We start from the raw sequence: 24,923 nt of genomic DNA, 5'->3' as shown, positions 1-24,923 counted from the left end.
GTGTCGGGGTACGTCTGATAGTTCGATGGAATTCACCAGAGTCGCACGATCTCCCGTAGTCCCAGTGGATGCGGAAGACATCGAGGTCCGGACACCACCACAGGTGCCGCGATTGTCGTCGGGCAACGTCGTCACCCGAGTCGCACCCGTGCTCATGCTGTTGGCGATGGCCGGCATGATGGTGTTCTACTTCCGTTCGGGTTCGGCCACCGGCCGGAATCCGATGTTCCTACTGTTTCCGGCGATGATGGTGCTGTCGCTGGTCGGCAGCACTGTCCTCGGGTCGCGCGGTGCGCGCCGGGCAGGTGAGATCGACGCAGATCGGCGTGAGTACCTGGTGTATCTCGACGCGATCGGTGAGTGCGCGGAGCGAACCGCAGCCGAGCAGCATCGGGTACTACATCAGAACCACCCGCCGCCTGACACGCTGTGGACGCTCGCCGGCTCCGAACGGATGTGGCAACGCCGTTGGAACGACGACGATTTCACCGAAATCCGCGTCGGGATCGGGGAACGCCCACTCAACACCAGACTCGTTCCGGTACCCGCCACCGGCGACGGGACGACGGATCCGCTGACCGCCTCGGCACTCGATCGGCTGCTACGAACCGCCGCGACCGTGCCCGATGTCCCGGTGACGGTCGTCGTCAATCGGCTGCGGCGGATCGACGTCGGCGGCGATGATCCACGGGGACAGGCGCGCGCCATGGCGTGCCAGCTGGCTATGTGGCATGGACCCGACCAGCTGAAGATCGCCGCGGTCGCCGGATCGGCCGAGTGGGACTGGCTGAAATGGCTACCGCACCACTATCGCTCGGGCGTGCTCAGCGGGCAGCCGCTGCGGTTTACGGACCTCGGTGCCGTCACTGCCATCGCCGGGTGTCATCTGGTGGTGCTGGTCGACAGTCCGGCGGCCGCCGTCTTCGTGGACACCGACGCGGTGACACTGCTGGTGCTCGGCGCGCCGGGTACGGCGTCGACGCTTCCGCCCTGCTCGACCGCCGACGTGCTCACGGCCGCACAAGCAGAGACCTGCGGACGACGTGTGGCGCGCTACCGCCTGGCCGTCGGTGCGGACAACGCACGCCGACACCATGATCGGACGACGTTCGTCGGCGTGGACGTGGCGGGGGACGGGTGGCCGATTCGTCCGGCCCGGCATCGGCTGCGGGTGCCGATCGGTACCGACGACACCGGTGCGACGGTCGAGCTCGACCTCAAGGAACCGGCCGAGCACGGCATGGGTCCGCACGGCTTGTGCATCGGCGCAACAGGTTCCGGCAAATCCGAGTTCCTGCGCACCCTGACCCTGGGTCTGATCAGCACCCACTCGCCGGACGAGCTCAATCTGATCCTCGTCGACTTCAAAGGCGGTGCAACGTTTCTCGGCTTCGAACAGGCCAACCACGTCGCGGCCGTCATCACCAACTTGGCGCAGGAAGCACATCTGGTCGCCCGGATGCACGACGCCCTCGCCGGCGAGCTGACACGGCGCCAAGGACTGTTGCGGGCGGCCGGGAACCTGTCCGGAATCGGCGACCACCGGCGGGCACGCGCGGCGGGCGCCGACCTGCCACCGCTGCCTGCCCTGTTCATCGTGGTCGATGAGTTCTCCGAATTGCTCAGCCAGCATCCGGATTTCGCGGAGCTGTTCGTCGCCATCGGCCGCCTCGGTCGATCACTGGGCGTTCATCTCCTGCTGGCCAGCCAGCGTCTCGACGAGGGTCGCCTGCGCGGACTGGACACCCACCTCTCGTACCGGGTCTGCCTCAAGACGTTCTCGGCGGCGGAGTCGCGGGCCGTCATCGGGGTCACCGACGCACACGAGCTGCCCGGAACGCCGGGTGCGGGGTTGCTGCGCACCGCAGACGGAAAGCTGGTGCGATTTCACACTGCATTCGTCTCGGGGCCGGTCCCACAGAGCCACGACGAACGCCCGGTTCCGCGCCTGTTCACCGTCGAGGCCCCGGTGGTCACGCCTGACCCGCCGGCCGGGCCGACGCTGATGGACACGACCTTGCGCCGGCTGACCGGTCGCGGTGCGCGCGCTCATCCGGTCTGGCTGCCGCCCCTCACGAATTCGCCCGCGTTGTCCGAGCTGCTGGCGGCCGGCAGCGAAGGCGGTCCGCTGCGGGTCCCGATCGGATTAGTGGACAACCCGTTTCAGCAGCGCCGCGAGCCGCTCGTTGCCGACCTCAGTGGGTCCGGCGGGCACGTGGCCATCGTGGGCGGCCCGCGCTCGGGGAAATCCGTTGCGCTGCAGACGTTGCTACTGGGCCTCGCTGTGACCGCGCCTGCCGACGGCCTCAGCGTCTACGGCCTCGATCTGGGCGACGGTGCGCTGACGGCGTTGCGACAGCACCCGCACGTCGGCACCGTCGCCGGTCGGAACGAGCCGGAGTTATTGCGGCGCATCGTGTCCCAGCTGTTATCGGTGTGCCGCCGGCGCCAGGACTTTCGGCAGCAGCACGGGCCCGAGGCCCGTTTTCCGGACAATTACGGTGAGGTCGTCCTGGCGGTCGACGGCTGGGCCACGCTGCGTCGCGAATTCGACGCACTGGAGGACCCCATCACCGCGCTGTCGGCGCAAGGCCTGTCGGTCGGGGTCCACGTGGTCCTGACCGCGAATCGGTGGGCGGAACTGCGGCCGATGCTGAAAGACCACCTGGGCACCCGGATCGAATTGCGGCTGGGTGATCCGGCAGAGTCCGAGATGGACCGCCGCCGTGCCCATCTGCTGGCCACCTGTCCTCCTGGCCGGGGCCTCACCAAAGACGGTAAGGAGTTCGTGGTCGCGCGGCCGCAGCTCGACGTGACGCTCACCGATCAAGAGCCCGCGCCCCAGATCGAATTGTTGCCGCAGCGCGTCGATTACGCCGAGCTACCGGCCACCACGGAACGACCGCCGCGGTACGTCATCGGCGTCTCTGAAGAGGACCTGCAACCGTTCGCGCTGGACATGGGCGCCGATCCGTACCTGATCCTGTTGGGCGACACGGGCTGTGGCAAGACGTCGGCGCTGCGGACGCTGTGCCGCGCGATCACCGGACAGACCGATCCCGCTCGGGCGCAGCTGCTGATCGTCGACTACCGGCGGTCACTGTTGGGGGTGGTGGAACCGCCGTACCTGTGCGGCTACGCGATGTCGGCCGTGACGACCGCTGCCGAACTCGCCGCTGCGCTGACCCTGCTCACCGCGAGGCTGCCGGGACCCGGTGTCACGCAGCAGCAGTTGCGCGACCGCTCCTGGTGGTCCGGTCCCGAAATCCAGGTCGTGGTCGACGATTACGACCTGGTCGTGGGTGCCGCGGGGAATCCGCTGAACCCTTTGCTCGACCTGCTGCCGCACGCCTCGGACATCGGGCTCCACGTCGTGGTCGCCCGCCGCTCCGGCGGTGCCGCACGCGCCATGTTCGACCCGCTCCTGTCGCGCATGCGCGACCTGGGCGCGACGGGCATCATCATGAGCACCAGCCCGGATGAAGGGCCGCTGCTCGGCGCCGCGCGGCCGATGACGCTGCCTCCTGGCCGGGCCGTCGTCGTGCGCCGTGGCCAAACCGATCAGCTGGTCCAGATCGGCTGGACCGAACCACCGTGACAGTCGTGGTGGTGGGCCCGACGACCATCATCGGGCCGGCGGATATCGACGCTGACCTGGTCGCGTCGGCCCTGGAGTGCATCGACGAGCCGCTGGGTGTGCTCGATGCCACAGTCGTTCCCGCCGAACGCATCTGGCGCGATGCCATGACCGCGGCGACAGGTACCGCATCGGCCGTCACGGTGGTGTGCCCGACCTGGTGGTCGCCGTCGCGGATCGAGCGGGTTCGGGCCGCGGTCCCCAGCCGCGTTTCCCACGTTGTCATAGCGCGGAGAACCGACGCACTCCGGGCGGCCGGCGGTGAACCCGATTGCGCGGTCGTCGAACTGGGGGAGGAGCTCGTGACGATCTCCCGTCCGGGATCGGCCGCGTCGGTCGTACGACGCACCGACAGCGCCACCGCCGAGGCCGTCATCGCGCGCACCACGTGGGACACCCGGGTGGTGATCGATGCGCCCATCGGCGTCCCCGATGGCGCACCCCTGGCCGCCGAAATCCAAGCGCTGCTGCAGGATCAGGGTGTCCCGGCCGAGATTCTCAGCTGCGACGACCTGCGCACAGACGCCGACACGCACCCGCCACCGACCACGGCCCGACCACGTCTGGCGCGGGCACACATCGCGATCGGCTTCGCGGCGGCCGTCGCCGTCCTCGGTGCCGGGGGACTGGGCCTGTCCACCCGTGACGGCCCGGCGCCTGCGGTCGCCGCTGCCACCGACCCGGAATTTTCCTGGCTCGTGGAGGGCCGGGTGGCGGTACAGGTCCCGGCGCGCTGGACGGTTGATCGGGCGGTTGCCGGCGCGGGTTCGGCTCGGCTGCAGATCATTTCGCCCGATGACCGCGGGCAGATCATCCACCTCACCCAGTCGGTGGTGCCCCAGGAGCAGACGCTCGAGGTGGCGGCGCGGGCGCTGCGGGAGGCGTCGGCGAAGCTGCCCAGAGGGATCATCCTGGATTTCCAGGAGGCCGCGGTTAGTGCCGGACGCGCGGCCGTGCGGTATCGCGAGGTGCGCGGCGCGCGGACCGTCGACTGGTCGGTGCTGCTTGACGGCCCGGTCCGGATCGCCGTGGGGTGCCAGGGCGCAGCCGTCCAAGCGGCCTGCGACACCGCGATCCGCTCCGCGCGCCGGACCGATTGAAAAAACCTGGGCGGCAATGGAACCGAACGCCGTCGGCAAACGTCTGAACAATCAAACCAATGGAGAGGAAATCATGACAGCTCCGGAAAGTGGCGCTCTGACTACCGATTTCGATCTGATGACGGGCATCGCCGGCAAGGTCGAGGTCCGCAACGAGGAGATTCGGGCCATGCTCGGCAATTTCATCGGTCAGATGACCGCCATCCCGCCGACGGTATGGGGCGGCGCCGCGGCGACCAGATTCCAGGACGTGGTGAGCCGGTGGAACGGCGAATCGATGAAACTGCATGCGTCACTGCAACGTATCGCCGAGACCATCCGGGCCAACGCGGCGGTGCTGAGCCAGGCCGCTGACGACCATGCCCAGCGCATCGGCGCCACCGGCCACGCGATCTGACGGGACAAGGCATATGCAACCGGCACTGTCGTACCACTTCGGCGAGATCGAGTTCACCGTCCGCCAACAAATCCATGCCACCTCGGCACGGATGAACACGTCGCTGGAAGAGCTCCGGCACCTGGTCGCGCCACTGCAGCAGACCTGGACCCGGGAGGCGGCCGAGGCGTTCCAGGCCGAACAGGCCCGCTGGAACCAGTCGGCGGCCGCCCTCAACGACATCCTGCACAGCCTCGGCAACGCCGTCCGCGACGGCGCCGATGACATCGCCGCGACCGACCGGCGCGCGGCGGGCGACTGGGTCTTCTAGCCTCACCACAAGCCCTGTGTGGTCCCGCCCCCGGAGGAGAGCCGGGGGCGGGACCACACAGTCATGCCGCGCGCAGGGCCCAACTTGTGTCTTAGAACACCCAGGTCGACTACCCTGGCGGCCACGCAGGTGTGTATCCGACCTGCGAGGAGTGTGAGTGTCGTGGGAACCAGCCGCACCGAGGGGTCGCCGGCCGGCTCGACGCTGCGCGCGGTACACCAGCGGTTCGTCACCGGCGAGATCGACGCCCAGCACCTGGACCCCGCGGCCGTCCGTCCCGTCATCGCCGACAGCTGGCGCCGCAGCCTGGCCACGGGCGTGGACCCCGACCTCGGCGGTGCGCAGTTCACGCCCGTCGTGCCCAAGACCCTGGACCAGCTGCGCGCCGAACAACCCATCGCGGCCGCCTTGCCGGTGATCCGGAAACTGCTGGTCGAGGACGCCAAGGACAGCGGTGTCATGGTGGCGGTGGCCGCCGCCGACGGCACCCTGCTGTGGGTCGAGGGCGACAAGACGGCCCTGAGCCGGGGCGAGGCCATGAACTTCGTGGCCGGCGCCAACTGGAGCGAGCGCAGCGCCGGCACCAACGCTCCGGGCACCGCGCTGGCGCTGGACCGGGAACTGCAGATCCACGGCTCGGAACACTTCGCCCGCCTGGTGCAGCCCTGGACCTGCACGGCGGTGCCGGTGCACGACCCGACGACGGGCGAGCTCATCGGCTGCGTCGACCTCACCGGTGACAGCCAGATTGCCTCGGCCCAGACCCTGGGCCTGGTGCGCGCGACGGTGATGGCCATCGAGAACCACCTGGCGCTGCAGCGGCTGCTGCAGCCCACGCCGAGTCCGGTGACCATGGCTCGCCTGACGGTGCTGGGCGGTGACCGTCCGCGCTGGGTCGCCACCGGCGACGACGGACAACCGCGCCAGCACACCCTGAGCGGCCGGCACGCCGACATCCTGGTTCTGCTGAGCCGTCATCCCGAGGGTCTGAGCGCCGACCATCTCGCAATGTTGTTGGACGACAACGATCTTGACTCGGTCACCATCCGCGTCGAGATGTCCCGCCTGCGCCGGGTCATCGGCGCCCAGTACGTGGCGTCGCGGCCCTACCGGCTGCTCACCCCGATCGACAGTGACGTCGCCGATGTCTTCGCCGCGCTGCACCGCGGTGATGTCGACGCCGCGCTGTCCCACTACTCGGGTGCGCTGCTGCCGCAGTCGGTGTCGCCGGCGATCGCCCGGTTGCGCACCGAGCTGGGGGAGAGCCTGCGGACCGCGGTGCTGTCGGCGTCCGCGGCCGGACATGTTGGCCTGTTGCGCCGGTGGCTGGCGCTGCCCGACGGCCGCGACGACCGGCACGGCTGGCAGTTACTGCGCAACCACCCGTCGGCGGACGCGGTGGTGCGGGCGCAGGCGGTCGGGCACCTGGCGGGATTGGACGCCGACCTCGGCTGACGGGCTCCGGTTCCATCGCGTTCAACGATGCAACTGTGTTGCAACCCACTTCTGCGTACCGTTAGTGACCAGCAGCACATCTGTGTTTTGTCACCCACTGGAGGAGTGAACCCATGACTGTTTACGCGCGTCCCGGTGCCGAGGGTTCGGTGATGACCTACCCGGCCCGCTACGACAACTTCATCGGCGGCGAGTGGGTGGCACCCGCTGCCGGTCGCTACTTCGAGAACCGTACCCCGGTCACGGGTGAGGTGTTCATCGAGATTGCCCGCTCGGACGAATCCGACATCGAGAAGGCGCTGGACGCCGCGCACGCCGCCGCGCCGGCCTGGGGCAAGACCTCGCCGGCCGCCCGCGCCCGGGTGCTCAACCTCATCGCCGACCGCATGGAGCAGAACCTCGAGGCCATCGCCGTCGCCGAGTCCTGGGACAACGGCAAGCCGGTCCGCGAGACCCTGAACGCCGACATCCCGTTGGCCGTCGATCACTTCCGCTACTTCGCGGGCGTGCTGCGGGCCCAGGAAGGCTCGATCTCCGAGATCGACGACGACACCGTCGCCTACCACTTCCATGAGCCGCTCGGCGTCGTCGGCCAGATCATCCCCTGGAACTTCCCGATCCTGATGGCCGTCTGGAAGCTGGCCCCCGCGCTGGCTGCCGGCAACGCGATCGTGCTCAAGCCCGCCGAGCAGACCCCGGCGTCGATCATGTACCTGTTCTCGCTCATCGGCGACCTGCTGCCGGCGGGTGTTGTCAACGTGGTCAACGGTTTTGGCGTCGAGGCCGGCAAGCCGCTCGCGTCGAGCAACCGCATCGCCAAGATCGCCTTCACCGGTGAGACCACCACGGGCCGGCTGATCATGCAGTACGCCAGCCAGAACCTGATCCCGGTCACCCTGGAGCTGGGTGGCAAGAGCCCGAACATCTTCTTCAACGACATCATGGCCGCCAACGACGACTTCCAGGACAAGGCGCTCGAAGGCTTCACCATGTTCGCGCTGAACCAGGGCGAGGTCTGCACCTGCCCGTCGCGCAGCCTGATCCAGGCCGACATCTTCGACGAGTTCCTGGCGCTGGCCGCCATCCGCACCAAGGCCGTCCGCCAGGGCGACCCGCTGGACACCGAGACCATGATCGGCGCGCAGGCCTCCAACGACCAGCTGGAGAAGATCCTGTCCTACATCGAGATCGGCAAGTCCGAAGGGGCACAGCTGATCACCGGTGGCGAGCGGGCCGAGCTGGGTGGCGACCTCAACGGCGGCTACTACGTGACGCCGACGGTGTTCTCCGGCCACAACGGCATGCGCATCTTCCAGGAGGAGATCTTCGGGCCGGTGCTGTCGGTGACGTCGTTCAAGGACTACGACGACGCCATCTCGATCGCCAACAACACCCTGTACGGCCTCGGCGCCGGCGTGTGGTCGCGCAACGGCAACGTCGCCTACCGGGCGGGCCGCGACATCAAGGCCGGCCGCGTGTGGACCAACTGCTACCACATGTACCCCGCGCACGCCGCGTTCGGCGGTTACAAGCAGTCCGGAATCGGCCGCGAGAACCACAAGATGATGCTGGACCACTACCAGCAGACGAAGAACCTGCTCGTCTCGTACTCGACGAAGGCCCAGGGGTTCTTCTGACGAGCGCTCGCGCGAGGAAACGAGCACTCTGATGAGCGAGCGCGCAAGGAAACGAAGCGCGTAGCTCCCACGAACCGCGAGCGCCCGCGTACCCCCCGAATGCGCGGGCGCTCGCTTCCTTTCTCGGTCGACGCTTTCCAAAAGCGTTCGGCGACACAATGATCAAGGCCGGCACCAGAAGACTCCTGGGGGGCAGGCCAATTCGGCATCCGCCATCCCTCTTTCAGGAGTTCGCAGTGTCCATCACCAACCCACCCAGTGAGCACTCCGCTCGCGGTGTCGAAGAGCACGTCGAGAGCAACGAATACCTCGCGAAACGTCAGCTGAAGAAGGGCACGGCCGGCTGGCTGCTGCTCGCCGGACTCGGCGTCAGCTACGTGGTGTCCGGGGACTACTCCGGCTGGAATTTCGGTCTGGCACACGGTGGTTTCGGTGGCCTCGCCATCGCCGCCGTGATCATCGCCGGCATGTACCTGGCCCTGGTGCTGGGCATGGCCGAGCTGTCCTCGGCGCTGCCGGCCGCCGGCGGCGGTTACACCTTCGCCCGTCGTGCCCTGGGCCCGTGGGGCGGTTTCGCCACCGGCACCGCGATCCTCATCGAGTACTCGATCGCCCCCGCCGCCATCGCGACGTTCATCGGCGCCTACGTGGAATCGTTGGGGCTCTTCGGGATTCACAACGGCTGGTGGGTGTATCTGGCGGCCTACGCGTTCTTCATCGGCATCCACCTGTCCGGTGTCGGTGAGGCGCTCAAGGTGATGTTCGTGATCACCGCCATCGCGCTGCTGGGTCTGGTGATCTTCGCGGTCTGTGCCTTCGGGCAGTTCGACGTCTCCAACCTGACCACCATTGCGGTCGACGTCAACGCGGCCGGGGCTTCGGCGATCCTGCCGCACGGCTACCTCGGCATCTGGGCCGCCATCCCGTTCGCCATCTGGTTCTTCCTGGCGATCGAAGGCGTGCCGCTGGCCGCCGAGGAAACCGCGAACCCGGAGAAGAACGTGCCGCGCGGCATCATCGCGGCGATGACGGTCCTGCTGGTCACCTGCGCCGTCGTGCTGGTGCTCACCACGGGTGTCGGTGGCGCGCAACAGATGTCGGCCTCGGGCAACCCGCTCGTCGAGGCGCTCGGTTCGGGCGTCGGCGCCAAGCTGGTCAACTACATCGGCCTGGCCGGACTGATCGCGAGCTTCTTCTCGATCATCTACGCCTACTCGCGTCAGCTCTTCGCCCTGTCCCGGGCGGGCTACCTGCCGACCCAGCTGTCGGTGACCAACTCCCGCAAGGCGCCGACACTGGCGCTCATCGTCCCCGGCGTCATCGGCTTCCTGCTGTCGCTGACCGGCAAGGGCGACCTGCTGCTGAACATGGCGGTCTTCGGTGCGGCCGTGAGCTACGTCCTGATGATGGTCAGCCACATCGTGCTGCGCCGCCGCGAGCCGAACATGCCGCGCCCGTACCGCACCCCGGGCGGCATCGTGACAACCGGCTTCGCGCTCGTCATCGCCGTCATCGCGGTCATCGCCACCTTCCTGGTCGATCCGTTCGCCGTGGGCCTGTGTCTGGCGGTGTTCGCAGCCTTCATGCTCTACTTCGCGGTCTACAGCCGGCACCGTTTGGTGGCAAACTCTCCTGATGAAGAGTTCGCGATGCTCGCAGAAGCCGAGGACGAGCTGAAATGAAGTACCACCAGCGGATTTCGGGGGTGAACCACACCTTCGACGGGCTTGTGGATTTGATGGCCAAGGCCACGCCGCTGCGTTCCGGTGATGAACTCGCCGGGTGCGCGGCCCACAACGACGCCGAGCGGGCTGCCGCGGCGTGGGCACTGGCCGAGCTTCCGCTGGACACCTTCCTCAATGAAGCGGTGGTGCCGTACGAGACCGACGAGGTCACCCGCCTCATCATCGATTCCCATGACCAGCAAGCGTTTTCGGAAATCTCCCACCTGACGGTGGGAGATTTCCGGGACTGGCTGCTGGACGCGGTGGCCGGCGACGACGCCGCCGCCAAGATCGCGGCCGTCGCCCCCGGCATCACGCCGGAGATGGCGGCAGCGGTCTCCAAGATCATGCGGAACCAGGACCTGATCGCCGTCACCGCGGCCACCCAGGTGCACGCGGCCTTCCGCAGCACCATCGGGTTGCCGGGCACCCTGGCCACCCGGCTGCAGCCCAACCACCCGACCGACGATCCGCGCGGCATCGCCGCCGCCGTGCTCGACGGACTCCTGATGGGGTGCGGCGACGCCGTCATCGGCATCAACCCGGCCACCGACTCGCCGCAGGCCACCGCCGACCTGCTGCACCTGCTCGACAACATTCGCAGCCGCTACGACATCCCGGCGCAGTCGTGCGTGCTGTCGCACATCACCACCACGATCGGCCTCATCGAGGCCGGCGCCCCGGTGGACCTGGTGTTCCAGTCGGTGGCGGGCACCGAAGGCGCCAACAAGGCCTTCGGTGTCGACATGGCGCTGCTGCGCGAAGGCAACGAGGCCGGCCGGTCCCTGAACCGCGGCACCGTCGGCAACAACGTCATGTACCTGGAAACCGGTCAGGGCTCGGCGCTCAGCTCGGGCGCCCACCTCGGTACCGGCGGCCGGCCCGTCGACCAGCAGACGCTCGAAACCCGGGCCTACGGTGTCGCCCGCGCCCTGGACCCGCTGCTGGTCAACACCGTCGTCGGCTTCATCGGTCCGGAGTACCTGTACGACGGCCGGCAGATCATCCGGGCCGGGCTCGAGGACCACTTCTGCGGCAAGCTGCTCGGCCTGCCGATGGGCGTCGACGTCTGCTACACCAACCACGCCGAAGCCGACCAGAACGACATGGACACGCTGCTCACGCTGCTGGCCGCGGCGGGTTGCGCCTTCGTCATCACGGTGCCCGGCGCCGACGACGTCATGCTCGGCTACCAGAGCCTGTCGTTCCACGACGTCGTCGCGGTCCGCCGGACGCTCGGGCTGAAGCCGGCTCCGGAGTTCGACGCCTGGCTCAAGAAGGTCGGCATGACCGACGACGCCGGCAAGCTGACCAAGTTCGATCTGCAGCGCTCGGCGCTGCGGGCGCTCACCGCGGCGGGATGACGATGACCGAAGATCTTGCCATTCAAGAGTTCTGGGACGAGCTCCGCAAGACCACGCAGGCCCGCATCGGACTGGGCCGCGCCGGCAATGCGCTGCCCACCCGGGAAGTCCTCGAACTGGCCGCGGCGCACGCTGCCGCCCGCGACGCCGTGCACGAGCCCCTTGACGTCGAGTCCCTCGCGACCCGCGTCCGGGAGATCGGGATCGGCGAACCGGCGGTGGTGCGCAGCCAGGCCGAGTCCCGCAGCGAATACCTGCGCCGCCCCGACTTGGGCCGGCTCCCGGCCACGCCCATGGACGTCCCGGAAACCCCGGCCGACATCGGCTTCGTGCTGGCCGACGGGCTCTCGCCCTACGCCCTGGCCAAGCATGGTCCGGCGCTGCTCGCCGAGCTCGTGGCGCGGCTGGGCGACCAGTACACGCTGGCGCCGCCGGTGATCGCCACGCAGGCCCGCGTGGCGCTCGGCGACCACGTCGGCGCGGCGGCGAAAGTGCGCACGCTGCTGGTGATCATCGGGGAGCGGCCGGGCCTGTCGGTGGCCGACAGCCTGGGCATCTACCTGACGCATCTGCCGATGCCGGGGCGTACCGACGCAGACCGCAACTGCATCTCTAACATCCACCCGCCCGAGGGGCTCGGCTACGCCGAGGCCGCGACGGTCGCGGCGGGGTTGGTGTCGGGTGCCCGCGCGCTGGGCCGGTCCGGCGTCGACCTCAAGGACACCTCCCGCGACACCTCCCTGGAAGCGCCCAGCGCCGCCGAGCTCACCTGACCACACAGGAGAAAAGTGCCCCGCATCAACCGACTGGCCTCCGCCGCTGCGCTGGTCGGCCTCCTCGCCATGTCCGGCTGCAGCAGCCACGACAGCACTCCGGCCGCGCAATCGCCGGCCCCCGCCAAGCCGTCGTGCCGGACGCTCGCCCAGAACTCTGGCTGGTACGGCGACAACCGCGACCGGATCGACGCCATGCTCACCAAGCTGGGCACCTGCGGCGCCGCCGGCTCGGTGAGTGCGGGTGCGCCCCTGGCGTTGTTCGACTGGGACAACACCATCGTCAAGAACGACATCGGCGACGCCACGTTCTTCTGGATGGTGCGCAACGGCAAGCTGCGGGCGCCTGCCGATGGCAACTGGGCGTCCACCAGCACGTTCCTGACGCCGCAGGCCGTCGCGGCCCTGACCCGCGCCTGTGCCGCGGCCAGGCCGGGTCAGCCGATGCCGACCGACACCGACGCCGCGTGCGCCGACGAACTCGTGTCGGTCTACACCGAGGCGGAGACGAAAGCCGGGGAGCCGGCATTCGCCGGGTTCAACGCCCGCCGCATGGAACCGGCGTACGCCTGGGCCGCGCAGCTGCAGGCCGGATGGCGCGAAGCCGACGTGGTCGAGTTCGCGAAGACGGCCCGCAAGGAGAACCTCGACGCCCCGGCGGGCACCGAGCAGAAGGTCGGCAGCGCCATGCAGACCGGCTGGGTGCGCTACTACCCGCAGATGCGCGACCTCGTGGAAACCTTGCACGCCAACGGTTTCGACGTGCGGATCATCTCGGCGTCGGCCGAGCCGGTGGCCCGGGTGTGGGCCGAGGAACTCGACATCCCGGCCGACCACGTGATGGGCGTGCGGACCGAGCACGACGGCGATGTGCTGACGTCGCGTCTGGTGCCGTGCGGCGGTGAGCCCGCCATCACCTACATCGAGGGCAAGCGCTGCCGGGTCAACGAAGAGGTGTTCGGGGTGACCGGTCCCGCCGCCTTCACCCGGCAGCCCGAGCCCAAGCGCGCTGCCTTCGCCGCCGGTGACTCCGACACCGACGTCACGTTCCTGACCGACGCCACCGCGCTGCGACTGGTGCTCAACCGAAACAAGACCGAGCTGATGTGCACGGCCTACGACGACGCGGGCGGCAACTGGCTGGTCAACCCGATGTTCATCGACCCCAAGAAGCAGGCCGAGACGTATGCGTGCGCGACCAAGGGCCACATCGAGCCGTCGGGCGCCAAGGGGCCGTTGCACCGGTCGGACGGCAGCGTCGTGCCCGACCAGCAGGACCGGGTCCACTGACCTGCTCCGCGTTTTGACCTGCGGTGACGCACCCGGGTAAGCTCCCACGTTGGTGCGCTGCAGGCCGTCAGGCCAATGCTTCCCGGGTCACCGTCGGTCGCCGGGAAATCGCAGGTCGCGTACTTGACCGGCACCCGGATAGCACCGGGACTCAACCCGAGAAGAAGAGGTATAGCTGTGCCTACATTCACGCCGAAGGCGGGTGACACCACGCGTAAGTGGTACGTCATCGACGCCCAAGACGTGGTGCTCGGCCGGCTCGCCGTGGAAGCAGCCAAGCTGCTCCGCGGCAAGCACAAGCCGACGTTCACGCCCAACTCCGATGAGGGTGACTTCGTCATCATCATCAACGCCGAGAAGATTGCCCTGTCGGGCAAGAAGCTCACCGACAAGTTTGCTTACCGTCACTCGGGTTTCCCGGGCGGTCTGAGCAAGCGCTCCATCGGCGAACAGCTGGTGAAGCACCCGACCCGCACCGTTGAGAACGCGATCGTCGGCATGCTCCCGCACAACAAGCTGTCGCGCCAGGTGCAGAAGAAGCTCAAGGTGTACGCGGGTCCTGATCATCCGCACGCCGCGCAGCAGCCGATTCCGTTCGAGATCAAGCAGGTGGCCCAGTGACTGAAGTTGACGTGACTGAAGTGGCCGAGGTGACCGAGTTCGACGCGGCCGAAGAGTCGGCCCCCCGCGAGCCCGTCTACATCGACCGTCCCATCCAGACCGTTGGCCGCCGCAAGGAGGCCGTCGTCCGCGTTCGCCTGGTGCCCGGCACCGGCAAGTTCAACCTGGACGGCCGCAGCCTGGAGGACTACTTCCCGAACAAGGTGCACCAGCAGCTGATCAAGGCCCCGCTGGTGACCGTCGACCGCGTCGACACGGTGGACATCTACGCCCACCTCGACGGTGGCGGCCCCTCGGGTCAGGCCGGCGCGCTGCGTCTGGCCATCGCCCGTGCGCTGATCCTGGTTCAGCCCGAGGATCGTCCGGCACTCAAGAAGGCCGGGTTCCTGACCCGTGACCCGCGTGCCATCGAGCGCAAGAAGTACGGCCTCAAGAAGGCCCGCAAGGCGCCTCAGTACAGCAAGCGCTGATCGTTTCTGCTCGTGGGCGGGCGTGTCGCAGTCTGGACACGCCCGCCTTCGGCGTTTCATGGGGTACCTGAAGGACGAAAGAAGGTTCATGAGTCGGCTGTTCGGCACCGATGGCGTCCGTGGCGTCGCAAACCGTGATCTGACCGCGGAGTTGGCGTTGGCGCTGGGTTCAGCTGCCGCCCGTCGGCTCTGCTCGACTTCCGGAGCCGGCCGTTGCGTCGCGGTCGTCGGACGAGATCCCCGGGCAAGCGGCGAGATGCTGGAGGCCGCGGTCATGGCCGGCATCACGAGCGAGGGCGTCGACGTGCTGCGGGTCGGCGTGCTGCCGACCCCCGCGGTGGCGTATCTGACCGCCTCGTATGACGCCCAGCTCGGCGTGATGATCTCCGCCTCGCACAACCCCATGCCGGACAACGGCATCAAGATTTTCGGTACCGGCGGGCACAAGCTCGACGACGACACCGAGGACCGCATCGCCGAGCTGGTCGCCGCGGGCCCGGGCACCCGGCCGACGGGCGCCGGCATCGGACGGATTCTCGACGCACCTGACGCGCTCGACCGCTACCTCACCCACGCCGCCAAGGCCGCGGTTGCGCCGCTGGCCGGGCTGACCGTGGTCGTCGACTGCGCGAACGGCGCCGCCTCCACGGCCGCATCGCTGGCGTACCGGGCCGCGGGCGCGACGGTCATCGCGATCAACGCCGAGCCGACGGGCCTCAACATCAACGACGGCTGCGGCTCGACGCACATGGCGCAGCTGCAGCAGGCCGTCATCGACCACGGGGCCGACCTGGGTCTGGCCCACGACGGCGACGCCGACCGCTGTCTGGCCGTCGACGCGTCGGGCGCCCTCGTCGACGGCGACGCGATCATGGTGGTGCTGGCGCTGGCCATGCGCGACGCCGGCGAGCTGGTGTCGAACACATTGGTGGCAACCGTGATGAGCAACCTCGGTCTGCACCTGGCGATGCGCGAAGCCGGCATCGAGGTGCGCACCACGGGTGTCGGCGACCGGTACGTGCTGGAGGAACTGCGCGCGGGCCGGTTCGCCCTCGGCGGCGAGCAGTCCGGTCACATCGTGATGCCCGAGCTAGGCACCACGGGCGACGGCATCGTCACCGGCCTGCGGCTGATGTCGCGCATGGCGCAGACGGGGCAGTCGTTGGCCGCGCTGTGCGCGCCGATGAAGACGTTGCCGCAGGTGCTGATCAACGTCGAGGTGGCCGACAAGGCCACGGTGGCCCAGGCGCCGGCGGTGCAGACCGCGGTCGCCGCGGCCGAGGCCGAACTCGGCGACACCGGCCGAATCCTGTTGCGCCCCTCCGGAACCGAACAGGTGGTCCGGGTCATGGTGGAGGCCCCAGATGAAATCACGGCGAGGACCGTCGCGTTCCGCGTCGCCGAATCCGTCAGCGAGCAGCCCTAAGGGTTGCGGCCGTAGACTTTACCGGGTGGGCGGACCGTGTCTAACCGGCGCAGACCTAGTGTCCTGCGCCTGGAATCCGTTGAATATATGAGTTGAGGCGTTCAAGGATGTCGTCGGCGGTTTTGGTCCATGTGAATGGGCGTGGATTTTCGTTCCAGGTGGCGATCCAGTCGCGGATGTCTTTCTCTAAGGCCTGAATCGATCGGTGTGTGCCACGGCGTAGTTTCTTGTCGGTCAGTAGCCCGAACCACCGCTCCACCTGGTTAAGCCACGATGAATAGGTCGGGGTGAAGTGCATCTGGAATCGCGGGTGCGCAGCAAGCCATTTCGCGACGACCGGTGATTTGTGGGTGGTGTAGTTGTCGCAGATCAAATGGACATCCAGCTCTGCGGGAATCTGCTGGTCGAGTTTGGTGAGGAACTTCTTGAACTCGACGGTGCGGTGCCGGCGGTGGATCGATCCGTAGACCTCGCCGGTGGCCACATCCAGCGCCGCGAACAAGGTGGTGATGCCGTGGCGCACGTAGTCGTGGGTGCGCCGCTCGGGCATCCCAGGCATCATCGGCAGCACCGGGGCGCTGCGATCGAGGGCCTGGATCTGCGATTTCTCGTCGACGCAGAGCACCAGGGCCTTCTCCGGCGGGTCCAGGTACAACCCCACAACGTCGCGGACCTTGTCGATGAACTGGGGATCGTTGCTGATTTTGAAGGTGTCCACCAGGTGGGGCTTGAGCCCGAATGCCTTCCAGATCCGCCCCACCGTGGACTTGGACAGACCCGATTCTTTGGCCATCGACGTCCGCGACCAGTGCGTCGCGTCCGCCGGGGTGCGCTCCAACGTCGCCACCAGCACCGCTTCGATCTGCTCGTCGGCGATGGTGCGGGGACCGCCCGGACGGGGTTCGTCGCTCAGCCCGTCGATGCGGGCCTGGCGGAACCGCCGACGCCATTTACTGACCGTTTGCGGCCACACGCCCTCGTCAGCGGCGACCTCTTTGTTGGATTTACCTGCCGCGCAACCCAATACGATCCGCGACCGCTGTGCCAACGCCTGCGACGACTTGGCTCTGCGCGCCCAGCGCTGTAACGTCTCACGTTCGTCGTCGGTCAATACCAGCGCAACTACCGGTCTGCCCCTACCCGCCACAGACCAATTCTATAATTAATCAACGGATTCCAGGCGCAGGACACTAGTTCGCCGGGCACGTGACTTAAGGCCGCCCATGGAGGTCTCCTCGTACCTCGAGGTACTTGGAATGGCACGGCCATCAGCGCGGCTCGCATGGCACTGTGCGGCGACGGCGCTCATTACGTCTCGCGCTGGATCAGGTTGAAGGCTAGGGCGTGTCTGATAAAAGTTTCGGGTGTGGTGGCCGAGACTTGGAGGCATCGGAAAGCAATTGGAACCGCGACACCGTCGCGTCCGCGGCGATGGGGCCGCAACGTCGTTGAACTCAACTTCAACGACGTCAAGCAATGGCGCGGACTGGCCACCCGCTACGACAAGCTGGCCATCGTCTACCGTGCCGCGGCAGTCCTACGGGCAGTCACCCTTTGGCTACCCCATTTATCAGACACGCCCTAGTGCCGACAGCCGTCCAGGAAGGTTGTTCTGGCGGGTGGACACAGGACATTTTCAGCTTCGATGGAACCGAACGGCCGCGCCGCGCGTCATAGCAAGGTATGGGAGAACGTGACGTCGCTCGGATAGACCTCTCGGCAGTGCGGGATGTCGCGCAGCGGTGCGAATCGGTAGCCGACATGCTCGGCACCGCGGTCGCGCCGTTGTTGCGCTGGTACTTCGACGGGTTCTGCGGCGGGCGTGATCATGCTGCCCGCGCGGCCGCCTTGCGCGCCGCGCTGGACCAGTCGGCCGGGCAGCTTCGGGCATGGGCGTCAGCGTCGACGGAAGCCGCAGCGGCACTACGGGTTTCGTCAGGGCGCTACGAGGACGCGGACACCGACCTCGCCGGCCGGTTGGTCTGATGATGGCGGCTGCGTTCGATGTGGCCGGGCGGCTCTCCGAAGGCGACGGCGCGGTGACGGTCCTCGACGAGTACGTGACGGCATGCCAGGTGTTGGGCTCGCCGTCTCCAGGGCCGTTGGCGGAGTTGTATTACGCCGAGACTGGGCTGAACCTCGACGCGCTGGCCGCGGACGCCCGCTCGCTTGACGCTGCGGTGGTGGTGGCGCAGGATGCAGTGCGGTTGCAGGGCAACGGATATCGGGACCTGACGGCACAGTGGTCGGGTGCGGGTGGGGACGCTGCCGGCGGGTTTCTGCGCACCCTGACGGTGGCGGCCGAGGATGTGGTCGCGCATCTGCAGCGGAGCGCGCAGGCACTGACGATGCTGCGGGACGCGTTGTGGCGCGCCGTCGACGCCAAGGTCGACGCGGTGTTGCGGGCCGACGCGCAGACTGCCGGACACCGAGACCAGTGGAGCGCAGCGGCCCGCGCCGTCCTCGCCCGGGCCGGCGACCTGTCGGCCGCCAGCGAGATCGTCGATCAGCAGGTCAAGCCCTTCGTCCTTCGTGCGGTGTCGGGGGACCTGCTGCCTGCGCTGCAGGACGCCTCCGATGCCGTTGCGGCGGCGTACGATTCGGCCATCGCGGCGGTCACCCCGGCAGGGGTGTCGTTCGCGGTGCCCGTCGTGCTGACGCCCGATTGGGCGCCTCAGGCTTCGCCCGCACCGGCGTGGCCGGCCGCGCCGGCATATCAGGCCGCGGCGGCTGCGCCCTTCGCGACGTTGGGAACCGCGGCGGGGTGGGCGCCGACGGCGCCGTCCGCACCTGCGGCTCCGCCGGTGCCGGCCGAACCTGTTGCCGCGCCGTCGACCCCGCTCGTTTCTGCCGAATCCGCTCCGGCACCGTCGACCCCTGCGCCCGGAGGTCCCGAACCGGCGCTCGGCGCTGCCGCAGCAACCCCGGCGGCAACCGGGCCGTCCGGAGACCTCGGATTCGGTTCGGGTATCGGCGGTTTGGGCCGGCAGCTGACCGATGCCATCGGGGGAGCGCTGGGTTCCATGGCGGGTTTGGCGCCCGGCGTATCGGGACTGGGCGGTCTCGACAACGTCAGGGACGGTCTGGGAGACGACCTCGGGCTCGGCGCCGATGGCACCGATACCGACCACGAGCCGGACGACGCGGCGGATGGCGATGCCGATGACGAGCCGGACGACAGCGACGCAGAGGAGGCCGACGAGGAGGACGCCGCCAAGAGCGATGCCGCCGGCGAGGAGGACACCTCGGGGGAGACCGCTGAGTCCGATGACGCCGAGCCCGGCCCCGTCGACGCCCCGGTGCTACCGCCTCAGCAGCCGGTACCCGGCCAACCTGTAGCCGACCCGGCGCCCACCACGCCGCCGGTGGAACCGGTTGCGGAGCAAACCGATCCGACCACCAAGACGCCATGCGAGATCGCGGCCGACGAACTACCGAATGTGGGGGAGTGAAGCCGTCGGGCTGGATGCTGTTTCGCCGGGCCGGCAGGGGGTACGCGGTTGCGGTAGATCACTACCAGCCCAAGGGAGCGTGAATGTTCACTCATCACAAGGATTTGCAATTCGAGGTACGCGTCGATCAACCCGATCCGCGCTTTGCGACGCTGCTGCAGGAGCAGTTCGGCGGCGCGAACGGGGAACTCAAAGCGGCGATGCAGTACTTCACCCAGGCATTCGTACTGCGCGAGAAGAACCCGAAAATGTACGACCTGTTCATGGACATCGCCACCGAGGAACTGAGCCATCTCGAGATGGTCGGTGCCATGATCACGATGCTGCTGGACGGCTTCAATGACGATCTCAAGCAGGCCAACGAGCGCTGCGACTGGATGGCGACGGTCGCCAGTCCGGATGGCCGCGACCAGGCCATTCACCAGGTCGCGATGAATCCGCTGTACTGCGTGCTGACCGGCGGCGGCCCGGACGTCAGCAATGCGGCCGCGATTCCGTGGTCGGGGTCGTATGTCAACGCGAACGGTGATCCGTCGGTCGACCTGCGCAGCAATCTCGCCGCCGAGTCGAGGGCCAAGATCGTCTACGAATACCTCAAGCAGTTCACCGACGATCCGGGGGTGCAGGACACGCTCACGTTCCTGATGACGCGCGAGGTCACCCATTTCCAGCAGTTCACCGCCGCCCTGAACGAGCTGCCGGTCAACTTCCCGCCGGGCACCCTGGCCGGTGACGAGCGTTTCCAGACCCTCGCGTTCAACATGTCCAACGGTCAGGGCGACGTCCGCGGACCGTGGAACGAAGGTCAGGGTCCGTGGCCCGAAGGTATGTCGTGGAACTACGTGAAGTCGCCCACGAAAGACTGGCTGGGCACGTCCCTGCAGAAGAACACCGGGGCCAAGAACAATCCCAGTGGAGAACCCGCGGTGCACTGCGACAAGCCGTTCACCCACGAACAGCACACCGCCACAACCTGATCCAGCGGTCCGCTGCCACCGGCGAACGCCGGTGGCCGCGGCCGTAAGACAATCACGAGGTAGGTGGGTCGGGCGGATTCTGTCGGTCTCGTCCACTCACCGCGTCCCGAACGTGGTCGACCACGGCGGCCGCCACACCCACCGTTTTCTGTACCGCGGAACTCGACGGGGTATCTGGATGCGGCCGGGTGGCCGCCATCTTCTTGGCTGCTTCGAGCTCGTGGCCCAGCTTTTCCAAGCGTTCGTCGCTCACCGCGGCGGACAGCCTCGGCCACACGACGTCTTGCTCGTAGGCGATGTGCTCGCGGCCGGCCTTGATGAATTCGTCAAGTGCCGCATGATATTCCGCTTCGCCGGGCGCGCCGTCCGCCAATTGCTGCAGCAGCTTCTTCCCGGCCTCTTCCTGAGAGATGGCGTGATCGGCGAGTTCGTCACCGTCATCGAGCGCGTCCCGGACCGCCGGCCAGAACAACTGCTCTTCGATTGCCTCGTGCTGTGATTCGGCGATCACCAAGTTTTCGACCATCGTCGCCAGGCCGCTCTGCTGAGCGCCGGTCCCGCGGGGAGCTCCGTCGAGCACTTCGAACATGCCCAGCACGCTCTCGTGTTCACGTCGCAGAAATGCCAAGGCGTCCATACGGTTTCTCCTCTTCGGTCCGGATCTGGGTCATGCGCTGTCGGGGTGCCGCCCTTTGCGGCTGCGTCGATACGCCTGCATCCGTAGGTTCGACAGCCAGTGCGGCGCCAACTGCACGCCGGGTGCGGTGTGCAGCACCGGGTCGAAGTCGGTGTCAGCTATTTCATCGTGCGGCACAACGTCTTTGATCGTCAGCCTGGCCAACGGGCGAAACGATGCGAAGCCCGGGGCCTGGTCGATGGCGACGGTCATCGGCCCGTCGTGCAGGGCGCTGCGGATGCTGTCCAGCGACACTCCGGCGCCGTCGACATGGCTCAGGATCTGCGCGCGCAGCCACCAGTTGGTGCCCTGGTACCGCAGTGGCATGACACTGGACATCGGCTGGCCCGGCCATCGAACGACCGGCCGGACGCCGACGCGGCTGAGCCGTCCGCGGCCCGCCGACGCCAACAGCACGTCCCAGGGCGGTGCCGCCGATGCCGTCTCCGAGTCACCCGCCGGCAGCCGAAACGCCAGCCCGATCACGTCGGGCAGCGCTCCCGGTGTGCCGATTCCCTTCGAAAGCCGCACCAGCACATCGGAGGCGGACTCGATCGGTAGGCCTACGCCGGGTGCTGCCACCCGCTCGATCGAGCCCCATGCCAATACGCCGCGCGGGTGGAACACCCGGCGATGCCGCACAGCGGCCACCCATTGAAACGGGGCGGTGACGGTCTCCAACACGCTGACGCAGGTACCCCGGACGTCAGCGGCAAAACGTCATCGCTCGGGTTGGCTGCGAGGGCTCCGCTGCGTGCCCACGTTCTCAGCCCTTCAGCAGGGCAACGACCTTGTCCTCCAGCGCCGGTGCTTCGAAAGCCTCGGCGGCTGGACCAGCGAGGGCGGTCCTGGGCAGTACCACGTCGGCGTCGGCGAAATCCTTGTAGGTCTTGTCGCCGGTCAGCTGGAACAGCAGGTAACCGGTCAGCAGGGCGCGCACCGTCTTCTGGGTGCGACGATCCGCGCCGGGCATCCCGACCAGCTTGGACAGGCGGAAGCCCTCGGTCAGCCCGCCCGGCTCGGCCTTGGCGACGGTGCGCACCGTCGCCGTCCGCCACGCGGTCGCCAGTTCGGTGGCGTTGGACTGGATGGTCAGCTCGGCGCCTGGCGCGTTGAGGATCAGGCCGGGCACCCGCAGACCGGCTGCGGGCTGATCGGCGTCGGGCTTGCTGGCGGTCGGGAACACTGCGGCCACCGCCTTCGGCGGGTTGGCCGACGAGCCCAGGCCGGCGGCGGTGAAGATCGCGGCCGATGCCCCGAAACCGTGCCCGACCAGGCCCAGCTTGGTGGGGTGCACGCTGATCTTGCCGGGCCCCAGCCGGACTCCGGTGATGATGTCGAGGGTGGTGCCCAGGTCGAACGCCAGGTTCAGCACCGACGGCGCGATGCCGGTCTCGGTGTTGGGCGCGGCCGCGACGATGCCCCACGACGCCAGATGCTCGAGCGTGCCGTTGTAACGTCCGACACCCTGCAACCAGTCGTGGCCGAAAGCCACGCCGGGCAGATTCAGCCCCGACTCGGGGGTGTAGACGGTGCCCGGCAGGCCGGCAAAACCCAGGTCACCACGCAGAACGCGGTGCGGGCCGCGGCGCGTCAGGGCGCCGAAGAGCTTCTTCGTCTTGGCCACGCGATGACGTTAGCGCAGTGCCCCCGGTTTATGCGCCACGCATGCACGGTCCGGTACCCGGGCGGCTGCACTACCCTGGATAACCATGTGTGGAATCGTCGGCTATGTCGGGCAACGGCCGGCCCGCGACATCGTGGTCGACGCGCTGCGACGGATGGAATACCGCGGTTATGACTCCGCTGGTCTCGCCTTGGCCGACGGCCACGGCGGCCTGACCATCCGGCGGCGCGCCGGCCGACTGGCCAATCTTGAAGAGGCGCTGGCCGAAACCGATGCCGCCGAGCTCCAGGGCACCGCAGGCATGGGGCACACCCGCTGGGCGACCCATGGGCGTCCCACCGACCGCAACGCGCATCCGCACAGCGATGCCAGCGGCAAGCTCGCGGTGGTCCACAACGGCATCATCGAGAACTTCGCCGGTCTGCGTACCGAGCTGGAGGCCGCCGGCGTCGAGTTCCAGAGCGACACCGATTCCGAGGTCGCCGTCCACCTCGTGGCGCAGGCCTACCGGAACGGGCCGACTGCCGGCGACTTCGTCGCATCGGTGCTGGCGGTGCTGCGCCGGCTGGAGGGCCACTTCACGCTGGTGTTCTCCAACGCAGACGAGCCGGGCACCATCATCGCGGCCCGTCGCTCCACCCCGCTGGTGGTCGGGGTCGGCGACGGCGAGATGTTCATCGGCTCCGATGTCGCGGCCTTCATCGAGTACACGCGCGACGCCGTCGAACTCGGACAGGACCAGGCCGTGGTGATCACCGCCGACGGCTACCAGGTGCTGGATTTCGACGGCAACGACGCGTCCGACCGCGCGCGCCCGTTCCACATCGACTGGGACCTGTCCGCCGCCGAAAAGGGTGGCTACGACTACTTCATGTACAAGGAGATCGCCGAGCAGCCCACTGCTGTCTCCGACACGCTCCTCGGTCACTTCGTCGACGGCAAGATCGTGCTCGACGAGCAGCGGCTGTCGGACCAGGAGCTGCGCGACGTCGACAAGGTCTTCATCGTCGCCTGCGGTACCGCGTACCACTCCGGCCTGCTCGCCAAGTACGCCATCGAGCACTGGACGCGGCTGCCGGTCGAGGTCGAGTTGGCCAGCGAGTTCCGCTACCGCGACCCGGTGCTGGACCGCAGCACGCTGGTGATCGCCATCTCGCAGTCCGGCGAGACCGCCGACACCCTGGAGGCCGTCCGGCACGCCAAGGGCCAGAAGGCCAAGGTGCTGGCGATCTGCAACACCAACGGTTCGCAGATTCCGCGCGAGGCCGACGCCGTGCTCTACACGCGGGCCGGGCCGGAGATCGGCGTCGCCGCGACCAAGACGTTCCTGGCTCAGGTGGCCGCCAACTACCTGGTGGGCCTGGCGCTGGCGCAGGCGCGCGGCACCAAGTACCCGGACGAGGTCGCCCGCGAGTACCGCGAGCTGGAGGCGATGCCGGCGTTGGTCGAGCAGGTGCTCGAGCGGCTCGACCCGATCGCCGATCTGGGCCGGCAATTCGCGCAGTCGCCGACCATCCTGTTCCTCGGTCGGCACGTCGGCTATCCGGTGGCCCTCGAGGGTGCGCTCAAGCTCAAGGAGCTGGCGTACATGCACGCCGAGGGCTTTGCCGCCGGTGAGCTCAAGCACGGACCCATCGCACTGATCGACGACGATCTGCCGGTGATCGTGGTGATGCCGTCGCCCAAGGGCTCGTCGATGCTGCACGCCAAGCTGCTGAGCAATATCCGCGAGATTCAGGCCCGTGGGGCGGTCACCATCGTCATCGCCGAGGAAGGCGACGAGACGGTGCGCCCGTACGCGGACTACATCTTCGAGCTGCCGACGACCTCGACGCTGTTCCAGCCCCTGCTGTCGACCATCCCGCTGCAGGTGTTCGCTGCGTCGGTGGCCCGCGAGCGCGGATATGACGTGGACAAGCCGCGGAACCTGGCGAAGTCGGTCACCGTCGAGTAACTCTGCGTCGACTCGTTCGCTGGCATGAACGAT

The 24,923-nt window shown here is 68.0% G+C and carries 21 protein-coding genes; 17 read left to right on the top strand and 4 right to left on the bottom strand.

Annotation, left to right across the window (positions count from 1 at the left end; all coding sequences use genetic code 11):
- Positions 1-25 precede the first annotated feature (25 nt).
- From eccCb to glmM, 13 genes are all read left to right on the top strand, one after another.
- On the top strand, positions 26-3,598 hold the full coding sequence (eccCb, locus tag ACJEIK_RS22395) for a type VII secretion protein EccCb (protein ID WP_064859813.1): 3,573 nt from the start codon (positions 26-28) through the stop codon (positions 3,596-3,598).
- Positions 3,595-4,737 carry a type VII secretion-associated protein gene (locus ACJEIK_RS22390; RefSeq protein WP_064859814.1) on the top strand — a complete coding sequence of 381 codons (1,143 nt, stop codon included), beginning with the start codon at positions 3,595-3,597 and terminating at the stop codon, positions 4,735-4,737. The genes eccCb and ACJEIK_RS22390 overlap by 4 nt, the downstream gene beginning before the upstream one ends.
- A 73-nt stretch (positions 4,738-4,810) precedes the next feature.
- Positions 4,811-5,134, top strand: coding sequence for a WXG100 family type VII secretion target (locus tag ACJEIK_RS22385; protein WP_064859830.1), 324 nt, complete (start codon positions 4,811-4,813; stop codon positions 5,132-5,134).
- 13 nt (positions 5,135-5,147) lie between these two features.
- A complete protein-coding gene (locus tag ACJEIK_RS22380) occupies positions 5,148-5,444 on the top strand; it encodes a WXG100 family type VII secretion target (RefSeq protein ID WP_020101486.1) in 297 nt (98 codons plus the stop codon).
- Between the two features lie 162 nt (positions 5,445-5,606).
- Positions 5,607-6,899, top strand: coding sequence for a GAF domain-containing protein (locus ACJEIK_RS22375; protein WP_020101487.1), 1,293 nt, complete (start codon positions 5,607-5,609; stop codon positions 6,897-6,899).
- A 113-nt stretch (positions 6,900-7,012) separates the two neighbouring features.
- The gene (gene adh, locus ACJEIK_RS22370; protein ID WP_020101488.1) at positions 7,013-8,536 is read left to right on the top strand and encodes an aldehyde dehydrogenase; all 1,524 of its coding nucleotides are present in this window, start codon (positions 7,013-7,015) and stop codon (positions 8,534-8,536) included.
- A 236-nt stretch (positions 8,537-8,772) separates the two neighbouring features.
- Complete coding sequence (gene eat / locus ACJEIK_RS22365) at positions 8,773-10,218, top strand: ethanolamine permease (protein WP_409430319.1); 1,446 nt, start codon at positions 8,773-8,775, stop codon at positions 10,216-10,218.
- Complete coding sequence (locus ACJEIK_RS22360; protein ID WP_409430318.1) at positions 10,215-11,624, top strand: ethanolamine ammonia-lyase subunit EutB; 1,410 nt, start codon at positions 10,215-10,217, stop codon at positions 11,622-11,624. The genes eat and ACJEIK_RS22360 overlap by 4 nt, the downstream gene beginning before the upstream one ends.
- The gene (gene eutC / locus ACJEIK_RS22355; protein WP_064859819.1) at positions 11,621-12,397 is read left to right on the top strand and encodes an ethanolamine ammonia-lyase subunit EutC; all 777 of its coding nucleotides are present in this window, start codon (positions 11,621-11,623) and stop codon (positions 12,395-12,397) included. The genes ACJEIK_RS22360 and eutC overlap by 4 nt, the downstream gene beginning before the upstream one ends.
- A gap of 69 nt (positions 12,398-12,466) precedes the next feature.
- Positions 12,467-13,687 (top strand): HAD family hydrolase, encoded by a 1,221-nt coding sequence (locus tag ACJEIK_RS22350; protein WP_064859831.1) that lies wholly within the window; start codon positions 12,467-12,469, stop codon positions 13,685-13,687.
- A 177-nt stretch (positions 13,688-13,864) separates the two neighbouring features.
- The gene (rplM, locus tag ACJEIK_RS22345) at positions 13,865-14,308 is read left to right on the top strand and encodes a 50S ribosomal protein L13 (RefSeq protein ID WP_064859820.1); all 444 of its coding nucleotides are present in this window, start codon (positions 13,865-13,867) and stop codon (positions 14,306-14,308) included.
- 29 nt (positions 14,309-14,337) lie between these two features.
- The gene (rpsI, locus tag ACJEIK_RS22340) at positions 14,338-14,778 is read left to right on the top strand and encodes a 30S ribosomal protein S9 (RefSeq protein ID WP_406775556.1); all 441 of its coding nucleotides are present in this window, start codon (positions 14,338-14,340) and stop codon (positions 14,776-14,778) included.
- Positions 14,779-14,866: 88 nt separating this feature from the next.
- Positions 14,867-16,204, top strand: coding sequence for a phosphoglucosamine mutase (glmM, locus tag ACJEIK_RS22335; protein WP_110767471.1), 1,338 nt, complete (start codon positions 14,867-14,869; stop codon positions 16,202-16,204).
- Positions 16,205-16,259: 55 nt separating this feature from the next.
- On the opposite strand, the gene ACJEIK_RS22330 is transcribed toward glmM, so the two are convergent.
- Positions 16,260-17,351 (bottom strand): IS630 family transposase, encoded by a 1,092-nt coding sequence (locus tag ACJEIK_RS22330; protein WP_267323897.1) that lies wholly within the window; start codon positions 17,349-17,351, stop codon positions 16,260-16,262.
- Between the two features lie 536 nt (positions 17,352-17,887).
- On the opposite strand from ACJEIK_RS22330, the gene ACJEIK_RS22325 reads away from it, so the two are divergent.
- The 3 genes from ACJEIK_RS22325 (at position 17,888) to ACJEIK_RS22315 (ending at position 20,633) form a co-directional block, all read left to right on the top strand.
- Positions 17,888-18,190, top strand: a complete 303-nt coding sequence (locus ACJEIK_RS22325; protein ID WP_064859822.1) for a type VII secretion target — start codon at positions 17,888-17,890, stop codon at positions 18,188-18,190.
- Complete coding sequence (locus tag ACJEIK_RS22320) at positions 18,190-19,656, top strand: hypothetical protein (protein ID WP_064859823.1); 1,467 nt, start codon at positions 18,190-18,192, stop codon at positions 19,654-19,656. Before ACJEIK_RS22325 ends, ACJEIK_RS22320 begins: the two co-directional genes overlap by 1 nt.
- A gap of 83 nt (positions 19,657-19,739) precedes the next feature.
- Positions 19,740-20,633: a manganese catalase family protein gene (locus ACJEIK_RS22315; protein ID WP_212806860.1), complete on the top strand. Its 894-nt coding sequence runs from the start codon at positions 19,740-19,742 to the stop codon at positions 20,631-20,633.
- A gap of 52 nt (positions 20,634-20,685) precedes the next feature.
- Here the strand turns inward: ACJEIK_RS22315 and ACJEIK_RS22310 are convergent, their stop codons facing one another.
- The 3 genes from ACJEIK_RS22310 to ACJEIK_RS22300 all read right to left on the bottom strand — a co-directional run bounded on the left by ACJEIK_RS22310 (position 20,686) and on the right by ACJEIK_RS22300 (position 22,936).
- On the bottom strand, positions 20,686-21,270 hold the full coding sequence (locus ACJEIK_RS22310; RefSeq protein WP_064859825.1) for a hemerythrin domain-containing protein: 585 nt from the start codon (positions 21,268-21,270) through the stop codon (positions 20,686-20,688).
- A 30-nt stretch (positions 21,271-21,300) separates the two neighbouring features.
- Positions 21,301-21,993 (bottom strand): phosphodiesterase, encoded by a 693-nt coding sequence (locus ACJEIK_RS22305; protein WP_409430317.1) that lies wholly within the window; start codon positions 21,991-21,993, stop codon positions 21,301-21,303.
- 82 nt (positions 21,994-22,075) lie between these two features.
- Positions 22,076-22,936, bottom strand: a complete 861-nt coding sequence (locus tag ACJEIK_RS22300) for a dienelactone hydrolase family protein (protein ID WP_267323895.1) — start codon at positions 22,934-22,936, stop codon at positions 22,076-22,078.
- Between the two features lie 85 nt (positions 22,937-23,021).
- Here ACJEIK_RS22300 and glmS point away from each other — a divergent pair, with 85 nt between their 5' ends.
- On the top strand, positions 23,022-24,890 hold the full coding sequence (glmS, locus tag ACJEIK_RS22295; RefSeq protein ID WP_267323894.1) for a glutamine--fructose-6-phosphate transaminase (isomerizing): 1,869 nt from the start codon (positions 23,022-23,024) through the stop codon (positions 24,888-24,890).
- Positions 24,891-24,923: the final 33 nt, after the last annotated feature.

Source organism: Mycobacterium sp. SMC-16 (genome assembly GCF_046250085.1).
GTDB classification, from domain to species: domain Bacteria; phylum Actinomycetota; class Actinomycetes; order Mycobacteriales; family Mycobacteriaceae; genus Mycobacterium; species Mycobacterium phocaicum.
Note: the sequence above shows the minus strand (reverse complement) of the source record. Positions and strands in the feature narration are given on the sequence as shown.